Origin of the sequence: Streptomyces chryseus, assembly GCF_014650755.1 — a bacterium.
GTDB lineage: Bacteria > Actinomycetota > Actinomycetes > Streptomycetales > Streptomycetaceae > Streptomyces > Streptomyces chryseus.
Genome location: NZ_BMVO01000031.1, coordinates 1 through 14,451, shown reverse-complemented (window position 1 = coordinate 14,451; position 14,451 = coordinate 1). Strand labels below are relative to the sequence as shown.

14 protein-coding genes and 1 pseudogene are annotated in these 14,451 nt (G+C 70.6%); 11 read left to right on the top strand and 4 right to left on the bottom strand.

The genetic code is table 11. The annotated features are described in order from the left end of the window. Positions 1-53 precede the first annotated feature (53 nt). On the bottom strand, positions 54-431 hold the full coding sequence (locus IE185_RS29350; RefSeq protein ID WP_138895734.1) for a PLD nuclease N-terminal domain-containing protein: 378 nt from the start codon (positions 429-431) through the stop codon (positions 54-56). Between the two features lie 89 nt (positions 432-520). Between IE185_RS29350 and IE185_RS29345 the strand changes: the two genes are divergently transcribed. After that, positions 521-1,978 (top strand): menaquinone biosynthesis decarboxylase, encoded by a 1,458-nt coding sequence (locus tag IE185_RS29345; RefSeq protein WP_138895733.1) that lies wholly within the window; start codon positions 521-523, stop codon positions 1,976-1,978. Beyond that, positions 1,975-2,877 (top strand): menaquinone biosynthesis prenyltransferase MqnP, encoded by a 903-nt coding sequence (gene mqnP, locus IE185_RS29340; RefSeq protein ID WP_138895732.1) that lies wholly within the window; start codon positions 1,975-1,977, stop codon positions 2,875-2,877. The genes IE185_RS29345 and mqnP overlap by 4 nt, the downstream gene beginning before the upstream one ends. Here mqnP and IE185_RS29335 read toward each other — a convergent pair. Next, the gene (locus tag IE185_RS29335; RefSeq protein ID WP_138895731.1) at positions 2,867-3,457 is read right to left on the bottom strand and encodes a rhomboid family intramembrane serine protease; all 591 of its coding nucleotides are present in this window, start codon (positions 3,455-3,457) and stop codon (positions 2,867-2,869) included. The two genes, mqnP and IE185_RS29335, sit on opposite strands and share 11 nt — an antisense overlap. Before the next feature lie 103 nt (positions 3,458-3,560). On the opposite strand from IE185_RS29335, the gene IE185_RS29330 reads away from it, so the two are divergent. From IE185_RS29330 to IE185_RS29295, 8 genes and pseudogenes are all read left to right on the top strand, one after another. After that, on the top strand, positions 3,561-4,265 hold the full coding sequence (locus tag IE185_RS29330; protein ID WP_138895730.1) for a UbiX family flavin prenyltransferase: 705 nt from the start codon (positions 3,561-3,563) through the stop codon (positions 4,263-4,265). Between the two features lie 95 nt (positions 4,266-4,360). Then, positions 4,361-4,816, top strand: coding sequence for an Lrp/AsnC family transcriptional regulator (locus tag IE185_RS29325; protein ID WP_138895729.1), 456 nt, complete (start codon positions 4,361-4,363; stop codon positions 4,814-4,816). A gap of 52 nt (positions 4,817-4,868) precedes the next feature. After that, a complete protein-coding gene (mqnE, locus tag IE185_RS29320) occupies positions 4,869-6,032 on the top strand; it encodes an aminofutalosine synthase MqnE (protein WP_069927546.1) in 1,164 nt (387 codons plus the stop codon). Positions 6,033-6,143: 111 nt separating this feature from the next. Continuing rightward, positions 6,144-6,628, top strand: a pseudogene (locus IE185_RS29315) (UdgX family uracil-DNA binding protein); the annotation flags it as partial. A 19-nt stretch (positions 6,629-6,647) separates the two neighbouring features. Next, a complete protein-coding gene (locus IE185_RS29310) occupies positions 6,648-7,172 on the top strand; it encodes a GNAT family N-acetyltransferase (protein ID WP_138895728.1) in 525 nt (174 codons plus the stop codon). Between the two features lie 116 nt (positions 7,173-7,288). Beyond that, the gene (locus IE185_RS29305) at positions 7,289-7,543 is read left to right on the top strand and encodes a DUF4229 domain-containing protein (RefSeq protein WP_069930527.1); all 255 of its coding nucleotides are present in this window, start codon (positions 7,289-7,291) and stop codon (positions 7,541-7,543) included. Between the two features lie 390 nt (positions 7,544-7,933). After that, entirely contained in the window at positions 7,934-9,304 is a 1,371-nt protein-coding gene (locus IE185_RS29300; protein ID WP_138895727.1) for a dicarboxylate/amino acid:cation symporter, read from the top strand. A gap of 181 nt (positions 9,305-9,485) precedes the next feature. After that, positions 9,486-10,112, top strand: coding sequence for a TetR/AcrR family transcriptional regulator (locus IE185_RS29295; RefSeq protein WP_189716366.1), 627 nt, complete (start codon positions 9,486-9,488; stop codon positions 10,110-10,112). On the opposite strand, the gene IE185_RS29290 is transcribed toward IE185_RS29295, so the two are convergent. Continuing rightward, positions 10,098-10,940, bottom strand: coding sequence for a MaoC/PaaZ C-terminal domain-containing protein (locus IE185_RS29290; protein WP_138898594.1), 843 nt, complete (start codon positions 10,938-10,940; stop codon positions 10,098-10,100). The genes IE185_RS29295 and IE185_RS29290 overlap by 15 nt on opposite strands. A 71-nt stretch (positions 10,941-11,011) precedes the next feature. Between IE185_RS29290 and IE185_RS29285 the strand changes: the two genes are divergently transcribed. Next, positions 11,012-12,943, top strand: a complete 1,932-nt coding sequence (locus IE185_RS29285) for an AMP-dependent synthetase/ligase (protein WP_373303773.1) — start codon at positions 11,012-11,014, stop codon at positions 12,941-12,943. Between the two features lie 65 nt (positions 12,944-13,008). On the opposite strand, the gene IE185_RS29280 is transcribed toward IE185_RS29285, so the two are convergent. Beyond that, positions 13,009-14,220: a lipase family protein gene (locus IE185_RS29280; protein WP_189716339.1), complete on the bottom strand. Its 1,212-nt coding sequence runs from the start codon at positions 14,218-14,220 to the stop codon at positions 13,009-13,011. Positions 14,221-14,451: the final 231 nt, after the last annotated feature.

The following is a 14,451-nucleotide window of genomic DNA, read 5'->3' as shown; positions in this document are numbered from 1 at the left end:
ACCGCCCCGGCACGTCCCCGCCACGGGGCGGATGGGGAAGGGCGGGCATCGTGTCAGGGCTTGGGCGGCGTCGGGTCCTCCGGGTCGGACTCCTCGCGGCGCTCGAGGTCCTCCTCGCGGCGGCGGAGGTCCGCCTCCCGCTCCTGGAGCGTCGACTCGTCCTTCAGGGACTTGAGGAAGTCGGGGTTGTCGTCGGGAGCGACCCACTGGCGCTTGCCCGACGGCCTGCCGCCGCCCTGCGCGCCCCCGCGGACCTTGCCCACCGCGAGCCAGGCGACCGGGCCGATCAGGACCTCGCCGAAGAGCAGCACGATGATCACCCAGACCACCTTGGGCAGGTGGCGGACCTCGTCCTCGGGGGTGTTCAGGCAGTCGATGAAGGCATAGATCCACAGCGCCAGGACCAGAAGGAACGGCAGATACCTGAGCATGAGGGCGAGCTCCCGGGACACGGACCGCGGGGCGCGGTGCGCGGCCCCGGTGACGGGGCAAGCGTAGTGCGTACCGGATACTGGACGGCATGGCTTACGACGATCTTCGCTCCCTGCTCCGGGCGCTGGAGCGCGAGGGCGACCTCAAGCGCATCAAGGCCGAAGTCGATCCCTACCTGGAGGTCGGGGAGATCGTCGACCGGGTGAACAAGGCGGGAGGGCCCGCGCTTCTCTTCGAGAACGTCAAGGGCTCCGCCATGCCCCTGGCGATGAATGTCTTCGGCACGGACCGCCGGCTGCTCAAGGCCCTCGGGCTGAAGTCGTACGCCGAGATCAGCGACAAGATCGGCGGCCTCCTCAAGCCCGAGCTGCCGCAGGGTTTCGTGGGCGTGCGGGAGGCCTTCGGCAAGCTCGGGGCGATGGCCCACGTACCGCCCAAGAAGGTCAAGGGCGACAACGCCCCCGTGCAGGAGGTCGTCCTGACGGGCGACGACGTCGACCTCGACATGCTGCCGGCCCTCTTCACCTGGCCCAAGGACGGCGGGTCGTTCTTCAACCTCGGCCTGACCCACACCAAGCACCCGGAGACCGGGGTCCGCAACCTCGGCCTCTACCGCCTCCAGCGCCACGACAAGCGCACCATCGGCATGCACTGGCAGATCCACAAGGACAGCCGCAACCACTACGCCGTCGCCGCGGAGCGGGGCGAGCGGCTGCCGGTCGCGATCGCCTTCGGCTGCCCGCCGGCCGTGACGTACGCCTCCACCGCCCCGCTGCCCGGCGACATCGACGAGTATCTCTTCGCCGGTTTCGTGCAGGGCAAGCGGATCGAGATGGTCGACTGCAAGACCGTGCCGCTCCAGGTGCCGGCGAACGCCGAGGTCGTCGTCGAGGGCTGGCTGGAGCCGGGCGAGACGCTGCCCGAGGGCCCCTTCGGCGACCACACCGGCTTCTACACGCCGCAGGAGCCGTTCCCCGCGCTGACCGTCGACTGCGTGACCATGCGCAAGCGCCCGCTGCTCCAGTCGATCGTCGTCGGCCGTCCGCCGACGGAGGACGGGCCGCTGGGGCGGGCCACGGAGCGCTTCTTCCTGCCGCTGCTGAAGATCATCGTCCCGGACATCGTGGACTACCACCTGCCCGAGTCCGGCGGCTTCCACAACTGCGCGATCGTCTCGATCGACAAGAAGTACCCGAAGCACGCCCAGAAGGTCATGCACGCCATCTGGGGCGCGCACATGATGTCGCTGACCAAGCTGATCATCGTGGTCGACAAGGACTGCGACGTCCACGACCTGCACGAGGTGTCCTGGCGGGCGCTCGGCAACACCGACTACTCCCGCGACCTGACGGTCGTCGAGGGGCCCGTCGACCACCTCGACCACGCGTCGTACCAGCAGTTCTGGGGCGGCAAGGCGGGCATCGACGCCACGAGGAAGCTGCCCGAGGAGGGCTACACCCGGGACGGCGGCTGGCCGGACATGGTCGAGTCTGACCCGGCGACGGCGGCGAAGGTCGACCGCCGCTGGAAGGAGTACGGCCTGTGAGCAGCGCTGCCGCCGCGGTCCCCGGTCCCGGCAGGACGAAGGCGTTCCTGCGGCTCGTGATGATCGAGCACTCGGTCTTCGCGCTGCCCTTCGCGTACATCGCCGCGCTGACCGCCATGTTCCAGCTGGACCGGAACATCCACTGGGGCAAGCTGCTGCTCGTCACCGTGGCCATGGTCGGCCTGCGGACGTTCGCGATGGCGTGCAACCGGATCATCGACCGAGAACTCGACGCCCGTAACCCCCGCACCGCCAACCGCGAGCTGGTCACCGGCGCGGTCTCCGTCAGGTCGGCGTGGACCGGCGCGCTGATCGCCGTCGTCGTCTTCCTCGGCGCGGCCGCCGCGCTGAACCCGCTCTGCCTGGCGCTGGCGCCGATCGCCGTCGTGCCGATGGTGGTCTATCCGTACGGGAAGCGCTTCACGAACTTCCCGCACGCCATCCTGGGTCTCGCCCAGGCCATGGGCCCCGTCGGCGCCTGGCTGGCGATCACGGGGGAGTGGTCCTGGGACGCGGTGATCCTGGGTCTCGCGGTCGGCATCTGGATCGGCGGCTTCGACCTGATCTTCGGCAGTCAGGACGTCGACGCGGACCGCGCGCACGGAGTGAAGTCCGTGCCGGCGCGCTTCGGCGTCCCGGCCGCGCTGTACGGCGCGCGGGCGTGCCACGCGGTGACGACCGCGCTGCTGGTCTGGTACGCGCTGGCCACCGGCGCCGGGGTGTTCTTCTGGGCGGGTCTCGTCGTCGTGGCGGTGGCGTTCCTCTACGAGCACACGATCGTGAAGCCGCACGACCTGTCCCGCCTCGACCGGGCGTTCTTCTCCACGAACGGCTTCATCGGCATAGCGCTGTTCGTCTGCGCGCTGCTGGACCTGCTGGTGCGCGGCCTCACGGTGTGAGGACGGCCGCCCGTCGCCGGAAGAGGAACGCGGCGAGCACGCCGCCGACCAGCCCGAAGAGGTGGCCCTGCCAGCTCACGGCGGTGTCCGTGGGGAGCACGCCCCACAGCAGCGAGCCGTAGACCGCGCCGACCAGCAGGCCGATGACGATGTCGCGCGCGCTGCGGTCGACGAAGCCGCGGACCAGCAGGTAGCCCAGCAGGCCGAACACGACGACCGACGCGCCGGCCGTGTTGGAGTACGCCGGGGCCGTGAGCCAGACCCCGAGGCCGCCCACGACCATGATCGTCAGGACGACGGCCAGGAAGCGGCGTATGCCGCCCAGGGCGGCCAGGAAGCCGAGGATCAGCAGCGGCACGCTGTTCGAGGCGACGTGGTCGAAGCCGTGGTGCAGGAACGACATCGGCAGTACGTCGCGGAGCTCGCCGGCCTCGCGCGGGCTCAGCCCGTACGTGTTCAGCGAGCCCGTCGCGGTGTCCAGGGCCTCCAGGACCCACAGCAGGGCGACCCAGCCGAGCATGAGCAGCGCGGCGGTCCTGGCCGGACTGCTCCGGTGGCGGTCGACGGCGGTCGGTGACATGGCATCCCCCTGCGGTGCGGACGGCCGGTGTGCGGCCTGTCAGGGGAACGTCCCGGGTACCTGACTCGGTTCCGCGCGCGCCCGCTTGGATAAGGTCGGGCACGTGGAGTCAGGACATGCGCGCAGTCAGCGGCCGTCGCGCCGCCCGTGGGTCGTCGGTGTCTCCGGTGCGTCCGGTACGCCGTACGCCGCCGCCGTGCTGCGCGGGCTGCTGGACGCGGGCGAGAGCGTGGACCTGGTGGTCAGCCGGGCCGCGCGGCTGACCCTGCTGGACGAGACGGGGATCGCGTTCCGCGACGCGCACTGGCAGGACGACCTGCGCGCCTGGCTGGCGCGCGGCGCGGACGGGAAACCGGGCACGTTCTCGGCCGACGTCGGCGACGTGCGGTACTGGGCCGCCGGGGACCTCGCCGCCGGGCCCTCGTCCGGCTCGTACCCGGCCCGGGGGATGCTGATCGTCCCGGCGTCGACGGCGAGCGTGGCGGGTGTGGCGCTGGGGCTGTCGAAGGACCTGCTGCAACGGGTGGCGAGCGTGACGCTCAAGGAGCGGCGCCCGCTGGTGGTCGCGGTGCGCGAAACGCCGCTGAGCGGCCAGACGCTCAGGCACATGGTGGCGCTGGACGAGGCGGGAGCCGTGGTGCTGCCGGCCTCTCCGGCGTTCTACGCGGGCGCGACGCACATCCAGGACCTGGTGGACTTCGTCGCGGGACGGGTGCTGGACGCGGCGGGGGTGCCGCACCGCCTGTACCGCCGCTGGGAGGGCGAGCTGGGGGCCTCCCGTACGGACCGGTCGGATCCCCGCTCTTGATCGTCTGAGAGACTTCGTCGGGCGTTGAGCCCTGCGCGCCTTAGATGGCACACATAAACTCGCGGTACTGCTGAACAATGGAAGGCTTCAGGCATATGGACGCCGTGGACAGGCAGCTCATCCAGGCCCTCAGGGAGAACGGCAGGGCCTCGTACGCCGAGCTCGGCCGGCTCGTCGGCCTCTCGGGCCCCAGCGTCACCGACCGCATCAACCGTCTTGAGGCGGCGGGTGTCATCACCGGCTACCGCGCCACGGTCGACGCCAAGTCGCTCGGTCTCGGCGTCACCGCGCTGATCGGCATCTCGCTGTCGGACGCGGCGGACCACGAGGACGTGGCGCGCAGGCTGCGCGATCTCGCGGAGATCGAGGACTGCTGGTTCATCGCGGGCGACGACTCGTACATGCTCAAGGTCCGGGCCGGCGACGTCGACGGCCTGGAGAAGACGATCCGCCGGCTGTCCGGGACGCGGGGCGTCTCCCGCACCCGCACCACGATCGTGCTCTCCACCAAGTGGGAGAACCGGGTCGGGGAACTGCCGGAAGAGGGCTAGGCGTACCTTGGGTGGAGCCTGTTTTACGTAGACATATGGGAGGCGGCCGTACATGGACGCGGGGCTGAAGCGCGAGCTGGAGCAGAAGGTCCGGGCCGGGGAGCGGCTGACCCGCGAGGACGGCATCGCCCTCTACGAGTCCGACGACCTGGCCTGGCTGGGCGGCCTCGCCCATGAGGTGCGTACGCGCAAGAACGGCGACGTCGTCCACTTCAACGTCAACCGCCACCTCAACATGACGAACGTGTGCACCGCGTCGTGCGCGTACTGCTCGTTCCAGCGCAAGCCGGGCGAGAAGGACGCGTACACGATGCGCATCGAGGAAGCCGTCAAGCTCGCCAAGGCGATGGAGAACGAGAACCTCACCGAGCTGCACATCGTCAACGGTCTGCACCCCAGCCTCCCGTGGCGTTACTACCCCCGGTCGCTGAGCGAGCTGAAGAAGGCGCTGCCGAACGTCTCGCTGAAGGCGTTCACGGCGACCGAGATCCACCACTTCGAGACGATCTCCGGCATGCCGGCCTCCGAGATCCTGGACGAGCTGATCGAGGCGGGTCTGGAGTCGCTCACCGGCGGCGGCGCGGAGATCTTCGACTGGGAGGTCCGCCAGCACATCGTGGACCACCGCACCCACTGGGAGGACTGGTCGCGGATCCACCGCCTCGCGCACGAGAAGGGCCTCAAGACCCCTTCGACCATGCTGTACGGGCACATCGAGGAGCCGCGCCACCGCGTGGACCACGTGCTGCGGCTGCGCGAGCTCCAGGACGAGACCGGCGGCTTCCAGGTCTTCATCCCGCTGCGCTACCAGCACGACTTCGAGGACATGAAGGACGGCAAGATCCGCAACCGCCTTCAGGCCCGTACGACGATGGCGAGCGGCGTCGACGTGCTGAAGACGTTCGCGGTCTCGCGGCTGCTCTTCGACAACGTGCCGCACGTCAAGGTCTTCTGGGTCATGCACGGCGTGCAGACCTCGCAGCTCGCGCTCCAGCACGGCGCGGACGACATGGACGGCTCGGTCGTCGAGTACAAGATCACGCACGACGCCGACAACTACGGCACGCCGAACAAGCTGGGCCGCGAGGACCTGCTGGAGCTGATCCGGGACGCCGGTTTCCGCCCGGTGGAGCGCAACACCCGGTACGAGATCATCCGCGAGTACCCGGGCCCGGAGGCCGACCGCCGCGAGTCGCCGCAGGCGATGCGCGTCTGACGTCGTACGGGTGACCCCGCGCCGTTCGCGGCGGTTTGTGGTGTGGGCCATGCGGCCCGGGGGGTACCCGGGCCGCATGGCGAGTCACACCGGGCCCTCCGGCGCGTCACCCGAGTGCTGCTGCTCGGCGAGCGGCCCGGCGACCAGGAGGACCGACAGGGCCGGCCGTTCGTCGGTCCCGCCGGCAAGGTGCTGACGCGGGCCCTGGACGAGGCGGGGATCGACCCGGACGACACCTACGTCACCAACGCCGTCAAGCACTTCAAGTTCGAGGTCGTCCCGGAGCGCGGCAAGCGCCGCATCCACAAGGCCCCAACCTGCGCGAGACGACCGCCTGCGAGCCGTGGCTCGACGCCGAACTGCGGGTGGCCGACCCCGAGATCATCGTCGTCCTGGGCGCGACCGCCGGGAAGGCGCTGCTCGGCTCCTCGTTCCGGGTGACGAAGCAGCGCGGGATGCTGCTCCCCCTCGAAGGGCGCGGGGAGAGCGGCGTCGCCACCCTCCACCCCTCGGCGGTCCTGCGCGCCCACGACCGCGAGGCGGCGTACGAGGGTCTGGTGTCCGATCTGCGGATGGCGGCGCGGGCGCTCGGCTGATCCGTTTATCGTCGAGCGCATGGCGCTGACCTTCGCTCTCGATCCCCGGATCGGCCCCGGCCTGCGCGACGGCGTCCTCGCCCTGTGGGCGGACGTCTCCAACGCGGGCGGCGCCGTCGGTTTCGTACCTCCCGTGATGGTCGACGACATCCGGCCCGAGTGGGTCAAGCACCTCGCCGCCATGAGCGACGGCCGTACGCGGCTGCTCGTCGGGTACGACGAGGAGGGCGCGGTCGCGGCGACGGTCTTCATCACGTACAACACCCACCGGCTGATGCGGCACTGGGTGTGGCTCTACACGGTGATGGTCCACCCCTCCCACCAGGGCAAGGGGTACGGGCGCGACCTGATGGCGGCGGCGGAGGAGGCGGTCCGCGGCTTCGGGGGCATCGACGCGATACGGCTGACCTGCCGGGGCGGCACCGGTGTCGACCGCTTCTACGCCTCCTGCGGCTACAAGGAGGTCGGGCGGGTGCCCGGAGCGATCCGGGTCGCACCGGGGGACGACCGCGACGACATCGTCATGCTCCTGCCGCTGCAATGACCGGGGGCCCGGCGGGTTCGCCGAGGGCCTGTGCTTGACTGGTAGGGACCCTTTAGGTGCCGTTGAGAAGAAGGTCCCCCGTGAGCACCAAGCACGCAACGATCCGCTACACCGCCATGCGCCTGGGCGTCTTCGTCGCCTGCTTCTTCGTCATCTGGGGCCTGGTCCACTTCGGTGTGGTCCCGGCCGGCCTCGGCGATTCCAACCTCCTGTGGGTCCTGATGCTCGCCATCGTGGTCTCCGCGCCGCTCAGCTTCGTGCTGCTGCGCAAGCAGCGGGACGCGATGTCGGAGCGGATCGTCGAGCGCGTGGACAGCGCGAAGGCCCGGCTGGAGTCCAACCGCAACCAGGAGGACGGCCTGACGCAGTAGGCGCCGCGTAAGGTACGTCACACTCAGCAGCCCGACCGGCACCCCGGTCCCGGACAGCCGTCCGGGGCCGGGGTGTTGGCGTGTGCGGGGCGGTGCGCGGGGGCGCCTACCCAAAGAAGAGCTTTGATGTTCTCAAAGTACAAGTGTTAACGTTCTCGGCATGACGACAGCAGCCGCGCACTCCCCTGACACGAGCGTCCCGCTCGTGCTGGTGGCGCGCCTCCATGTCGATCTCTGCCGCTGCATGTCCGCGGCCTGTCGCCGCCACATCTGACATCAGAAGCGACATCTCGCAGCGGCGACCGCCCACAGCTCCAGCACGTCCCGTGCAGCTCACGGCCGCCGCACCCCCGTCCCCGTATCGCCATACGTCCTCAACGGAGTGTGTCCGTGTCCGCGAACTCCGCGACCGCGCCCGACAGCGCGCCCCAGAAGCAGAAGACCCGCTTCCGGATATCCGGCAAGTTCCCCTTCTGGGCCCAGATCATCGTTGGTCTGCTGCTCGGCGTCTTCCTCGGCTGGCTCGCCCGCAGTCAGGACGTCAGCTGGCTCAAGACGACGCTGGAGCAGGTCGGCGGCATCTTCGTCCAGCTCCTGAAGCTGGCCGTCGCGCCGCTCGTCTTCTTCGCGATCCTGGTGTCGATCACCAACCTGCGCAAGGTCAACAACGCCGCCAGGCTGGCCTCACGGACGCTGCTCTGGTTCATGATCACGTCGCTGATCGCGGTCGCCATCGGCATCGCGATCGGCCTGCTCACCAACCCGGGCGCCGGTACGGGCCTCACGCCGAAGGACGGCCAGAAGCCCGAGGGCTCCGGCTCCTGGATCGACTTCCTGACCGGCATCGTGCCGACCGACGTCATCACGCCGTTCACCGAACTGAACGTGCTCCAGATCGTCTTCATGGCGGCCGTCGCCGGTATCGCCGCGCTCCAGCTCGGTGAGAAGGCCGAGCCGGTCCTCAAGCTCAGCAACGCGGTCCTGGAGCTGCTCCAGAAGGCCTTGTGGTGGGTCATCCGCCTCGCGCCCATCGGTACGGTCGGCCTCATCGGCTTCGCCATCGCCGACTATGGCTGGAACCTGATCAGCAAGTACGCGACCTTCACCGCCGACGTCTACATCGGCTGTGCCTTGGTGCTGTTCGGCGTCTACCCGCTGCTCCTGGCGACCGTCGCCAAGGTCAACCCGATCCAGTTCTACAAGGGCGCCTGGCCGGCCATCCAGCTCGCCTTCGTCTCCCGCTCCTCGGTCGGCACCATGCCGGTCACCCAGCGCGTCACCGAGCGCCTCGGCGTTCCGAAGGAGTACGCGTCCTTCGCCGTGCCGTTCGGCGCGACGACCAAGATGGACGGCTGCGCCGCGATCTACCCGGCGCTCGCGGCGATCTTCATCGCGCAGATCTTCGACGTGCAGCTGGGCATCCAGGAGTACCTGCTCATCGCCTTCGTCTCGGTCGTCGGCTCGGCGGCCACCGCCGGCCTGACGGGTGCGACGGTCATGCTGACCCTCACCCTCTCCACGCTGGGCCTTCCGCTGGAGGGCGTGGGCCTGCTGATGGCGATCGACCCGATCCTGGACATGATGCGCACCGCCACCAACGTGGCCGGTCAGGCGCTCGTGCCGGTCATCGTCGCGGCCCGCGAGAAGATCCTCGACCACGAGGCGTACAACACGGCCACGGCCTCGCCGGTCGACGAGCTCGACGACGAGTACGACGTGCGCGACGCCGGGCAGAAGACCGGTGTGCCGGTCGCGGCGTGAGCTGACGCGCCGACCACGCCTGACCATCCGAAGTGCCCCTGAACGCAGGCGTTCAGGGGCACTTGGGCTTCCGGAAGGGTGCGCGCCGTACGCTTACCGGACAGTAGGCCGCGGTACGCGGTGAGGCGGGGCTGCCGGGTGGGAGGAAGCGGACGTGGGTGGGGCTGTGAAGGGCAAGCGGATGCCGCGTGCCGTGCGGGAGCGTCAGATGATGGACGCCGCCGTGCAGACCTTCGGACAGCGGGGCTACCGGGCCGCGTCGATGGACGAGATCGCCGGGCTGGCCGGGGTGTCGAAGCCGCTCGTCTATCTGTATCTGAACTCCAAGGAAGAGCTGTTCACGGCCTGCATCCGGCGCGAGGCGGGCGCGCTGGTCGCGGCGGTACGGGCCGGAGTCGAGCCGGGGGCGCCGGCCGACCGTCAGTTGTGGGACGGGCTGCGGGCGTTCTTCACCCACGCCGCCGAGCACCCGGACGGCTGGGCGGTCCTGCACAACCAGGCTCGTACGCACGGCGAGCCCTTCGCCGCCGAGGTCGCGCGGATGCGTGCGGAGATCGTCAGCTTCGTGACCTATCTGATCGGGGCGGCGGCGCGCGAGGCGGACTGCGACTCCGAGCTGGCCGAGCGGGAAGTGGGCGGGCTCGCCCACGCGCTGGTGGGAGCCGCCGAGTCGCTCGCGGGCTGGGGCAACGAGACGCCGGGCGTCACCGCGAAGGAGACGGCCGCCACGCTGATGAACTTCGCCTGGGCGGGCCTGGAGAACCTCATGAACGGCCGGCGGTGGGCGCCGCCCTCACCCCGCGGGTGAGCCCGTCCGGTGGGCCGACCGCGTGCCCGTGAGGTGGATCCGGCCGTCTTGGCCGCGCACCTGGAAGGCGTCACCGGCCGCCGCGTAGGTGACGGTCGCGGGCAGCAGGACCGGCGCCCTGAAGTCGGCCCGTACGTGCGTCGCGTCGGCGGGATCGAGCTGCGCCACGCACCGGGCCAACGTCCACATGCCGTGCGCGATCGCGCACGGGAAGCCGAAGAGCCGCGCCGTCAGCGGGTGCAGGTGGATGGGGTTGAGGTCGCCGGACGTGACGCCGTAACGACGGCCCAGGTCGCCCGGCAGATCCCAGGACGCCACGGCGGGGAGCGCGTCGGACCCGGACGACGGGCGGCGCGGCGCGTCGCTGTTCCCGGCCGTGCGGTGGCGGGCCAGATACGTGCTGTGCGACGCCCAGACGAGAGCGCCGGCGAGGCGCGCCTCGGTGACCATGGTGACCTCGGTGCCACGCCGGTGGGGGCGCAACGCGACCGCGTACACCGTCAGTTCGGGCCGGTCGTCGGGGCGCAGCGCCCGATGGCGGGTGATCGAGATGCCGGTGTGGACCAGCCCGGTCAGCGGGAGGGGGAAGGCGCGCCGCGTCATCACGCGCAGGGCGAGCGGAAAGCCGAGGACGTGCGGATAGGTGAGCGGCAGCGGGTCGGTGCAGGGGAACCCGCAGATGCGCGCGTACGCCGCCAACTGACCGAGGTCCATTCGTACATGTCCGGTCGTGAGCGCGATGTCGGGCAGGGCGGCCGAGGCGGAGATCCCGCGCTTGAAGGGAGCGGCGAGTGCCCCGAGGGCGAGGAGCGGTACGAGCGAGGTCATTGTCCGGACTCCCTGCGCGGCCGTAGATTTACTCCTGAGTAAGGTTACTCAAGGGTCAGGAGTAGGTCGAGATGATGCACCCGGCGCCCGGACCACTGCGACGACAACCAGCACCACGTCCCTCCCCACCGCTGCCGCACCCTCCCTCGCTGACCCGCGTCGACGGTGTCGTGCGGGAGGCGTCCGTCCCGGCGCTCGTGTCGCCCGTACGGCGCGGATCGCTCGCCGACATCCCGTTCGACAACGCCCGCGAGGCACCGGCCGACCCCGTGCTCGGACGCAGGCAACAGGACGGCACCTGGCGCGACATGACGGCGGCCGAATTCGCCGCCGACGTGCTCGCGGTGGCCAAGGGCCTGATCGCGGAAGGTCTGCGGCCCGGCGACCGGATCGCGATCATGTCCCGCACGACGTACGAATGGACTCTCCTCGACTTCGCCGCCTGGGCGGCGGGCCTGATCACCGTCCCCCTCTACCCCACCTCCTCCGCCTTCCAGGCCTGCTGGATCCTCCAGGACTCCGGAGCCGTCGCCTGCGCCATCGAGAGCGCCGAGCAGGCCAGGGTGATCAGCCCGGAGCGGCAGCACCTTCACGACCTGGCGCACCTGTGGGAGTTCGACACCGGCGCGGTCGACCGGCTGCGGACGGCCGGCCGGAACGTCCCGGACGCCGTCGTCACCGCCCGCCGCGCCGGTCTGGAGCCGGACTCGGTCGCCACCCTCGTCTACACGTCCGGGACGACGGGCCGCCCCAAGGGGTGCGTGCTCACCCACGCCAACTTCTTCGCCGAGGTCGACAACGCGATCGAACTGCTGCACCCCGTCTTCAAGGCGGTCAGCAAGGAACCGGCGTCCACCCTGCTGTTCCTGCCGCTGTCGCACGTCTTCGGCCGGATGGTCGCGATCGGCTGCCTGCGGGCGCGGGTACGGCTCGGACACGCCCCCAGCATCGCGACCGACGACCTCCTGGCCGCGCTCGCGGGCTTCCGGCCGACGTTCCTGCTGGCCATCCCGTACGTACTGGAGAAGGTCTACAACACCGGCCGTGCGACCGCCGAGAAGATGGGCCGAGCCTCGTCGTTCGACCGCGCCTCCCGGATCGCGCAGCGCTACGGCCAGGCGCTGGAGGCGCGGGAGCACGGGACGGGGGACGGGCCGGGATACGGGCTGCGCGCGGCCCGCGCGCTCTACGACCCGCTGGTCTACCGGCGGATCAGGGCGGCGCTGGGCGGGAGGGTGAAGTACGTGATCTGCGGCGGCTCGCCCCTCGGGCGGCGCCTGGCGTCGTTCTACGCGGGCGCCGGCATCGGGGTGTTCGAGGGGTACGGGCTGACCGAGACCACGGCGGCGGCGACCGTGACCCCGCCGCTCAGACCCCGCCTCGGCACCGTCGGGCAGCCCCTGCCGGGCACGGGGGTGCGCATCGCCGACGACGGTGAGGTCCTGCTGCGCGGCGGCCAGGTCTTCGGCGGCTACTGGGACCGGGAGCGGCAGGCGCCGGTGGACGTGACCCGCGACGGGGGCTGGCTGGCGACCGGTGACCTGGGGGCGCTCGACGACGACGGGTACCTGACCATCACGGGCCGCAAGAAGGACGTCATCATCACCTCGGGCGGCAAGAACGTCGCCCCCGCGCCCCTGGAGGACTGGCTGCGGGCGCATCCGCTGGTGGGGCAGTGCCTGGTGGTGGGCGACAACCGCCCGTACATCACGGCACTGCTGACCCTGGAGCCGGACGGTCTGGGGCACTGGCGTCAGATGACGAAGAAGCAGGACGTCCCGCTGCGCGACCTGGTCGACGACGAGGACCTGCGGGCCGCGCTGCAACGGGCGGTCGACGAGGCGAACCGGCTGGTGTCGCGGGCCGAGTCGATCCGCGCGTTCAAGGTCCTGCCGGTCGAGTTCACCGAGGAGAACGGCTACCTGACGCCGTCGCTCAAGCTGCGGCGGGCGGCGATCGTACGGGACTTCGGGGAAGAGATAGCGGGGCTGTACGGGCGGTGAGGGCGAGTGGTGGCGAAAACGAGCGGAGGGGGAGCCCGCGGGGGCCGCCCCCTCCGGAAGGGGCGTTACGAGCAGTTGCCCTGGGCCGGCCTGCCGGCGAACCGTTCGCCCAGCCAGTCCATCGCCGGGAACGCGCCCACGGTCACCGCGCCGATGTGCCCGAGCAGGGGATGCGAGCGCCACTGGACGTTCGCGCCCCTGCCGCACCAGTCGGCGCGCAGCTGCCTGCCGACGGAGTACGGGATCAGCTCGTCGAGCCCGCCGTGGTAGAGGTAGACGGGGTGGTCGGGGGCGTGGGTGCCGACGTTCGACTCGGTGAGCCGCTGCTGCCAGTCGGGCTGGTCGAGCGGGTTGGTGACGGTCACGTCGGAGATGCGCTGGAAGAGGCCCGCGACGGTGTCGACGGCCACGCAGTTCTTCTTCATGAAGTCGACGTAGGCGCGGCCCTTGGCGTTGAGGTACTTGTCGAGCTCCAGCTCGGGGAACGCCGCGTGCTGGCCGGTGGCGGCCATCAGGATCAGGCCGGCGCCGATGTTGCCGTCGTTGAAGTCGGCGACCTCCAGCAGGTCGGCCGGTACGCCGCCGGTCGCCGTGCCCTTGACGTTGAGCTCAGGGGCGTACGAGTCGTGCAGTTCGGCGGCCCAGCTCGATGCCTGGCCGCCCTGCGAGTAGCCCATGATGCCGATGGGTGACTGGTCGCTCAGACCGCTCCGGCCGGCTTCCGGGTGGCGGAGGGCGGCGCGCGCCGCGTCGAGGACGGCGTGCCCCTCGGCGCGCCCGACGGTGTAGGTGTGGTCGCCCGGGGTGCCGAGCCCTTCGTAGTCGGTGACGGCGACGGCCCAGCCGCGCTGGACGGCCTGGTTGATGAGGTTGGCCTCGACGGTGGTGCCCTTGGGGAACCCGGCGCTCGGCGCGCACTGGTCGGCGAGCCCGACGGTACCGACGGCGTACGTGACGAGCGGACGCGGCCCGGTGCGCGCGTCCTTGGGGACGATGAGGGTGCCGGATACGACGTTGGGGGCGCCCTTGGCGGTGGTGGAGCGGTAGGTGAGATGCCAGGCGTTGGTGTGCGTGGGCTGGTTGGGGAGGGGATGGAAGGACGTGGGGGTGGAGGTGACGATGTCGCCGGGGGTGGCGGTGGGGGTGGCGATGTCGCCGGGGGCGGTCGGGACGGCGGTGGAGGTGGTGGTGGTGAGGGCGAGAGCGGCTGCCAAGGTGGTGATGACGGCGGCCAGTCTGCGTCGAGCGGGGATGCGGGTGCGGCTCGTGTGACTCATGCGGCTCTCCCAACGTTCCTACGGGGGGCTGGGGTCGTTGCCGAGACGGTAGAGACTGACCGGTAGGTAAGGAGCTGACCGGGAAGCTCAGCTTTGCTGACCCCGCATATCAACGACACAGGGGCGAAGCAGGGACCGGGGTCGGGGTCGGCAGAAAGCCACGTGGGGCGGGTTCGGGGGCGTTGGTTGCGTCTGCTGGAGGGGCCGCCCTTTCCGGGAGTGTGGCGGTGG

Coding starts and splice junctions, on each gene's coding strand:
- IE185_RS29350 (WP_138895734.1), bottom strand. CDS start 431: ATGCTCAGGTATCTGCCGTTCCTTCTGGTCCTGGCGCTGTGGATCTAT.
- IE185_RS29345 (WP_138895733.1), top strand. CDS start 521: ATGGCTTACGACGATCTTCGCTCCCTGCTCCGGGCGCTGGAGCGCGAG.
- IE185_RS29335 (WP_138895731.1), bottom strand. CDS start 3,457: ATGTCACCGACCGCCGTCGACCGCCACCGGAGCAGTCCGGCCAGGACC.
- IE185_RS29325 (WP_138895729.1), top strand. CDS start 4,361: ATGGACGCCGTGGACAGGCAGCTCATCCAGGCCCTCAGGGAGAACGGC.
- mqnE (WP_069927546.1), top strand. CDS start 4,869: ATGGACGCGGGGCTGAAGCGCGAGCTGGAGCAGAAGGTCCGGGCCGGG.
- IE185_RS29310 (WP_138895728.1), top strand. CDS start 6,648: ATGGCGCTGACCTTCGCTCTCGATCCCCGGATCGGCCCCGGCCTGCGC.
- IE185_RS29305 (WP_069930527.1), top strand. CDS start 7,289: ATGCGCCTGGGCGTCTTCGTCGCCTGCTTCTTCGTCATCTGGGGCCTG.
- IE185_RS29295 (WP_189716366.1), top strand. CDS start 9,486: ATGCCGCGTGCCGTGCGGGAGCGTCAGATGATGGACGCCGCCGTGCAG.
- IE185_RS29290 (WP_138898594.1), bottom strand. CDS start 10,940: ATGACCTCGCTCGTACCGCTCCTCGCCCTCGGGGCACTCGCCGCTCCC.
- IE185_RS29285 (WP_373303773.1), top strand. CDS start 11,012: ATGATGCACCCGGCGCCCGGACCACTGCGACGACAACCAGCACCACGT.
- IE185_RS29280 (WP_189716339.1), bottom strand. CDS start 14,220: ATGAGTCACACGAGCCGCACCCGCATCCCCGCTCGACGCAGACTGGCC.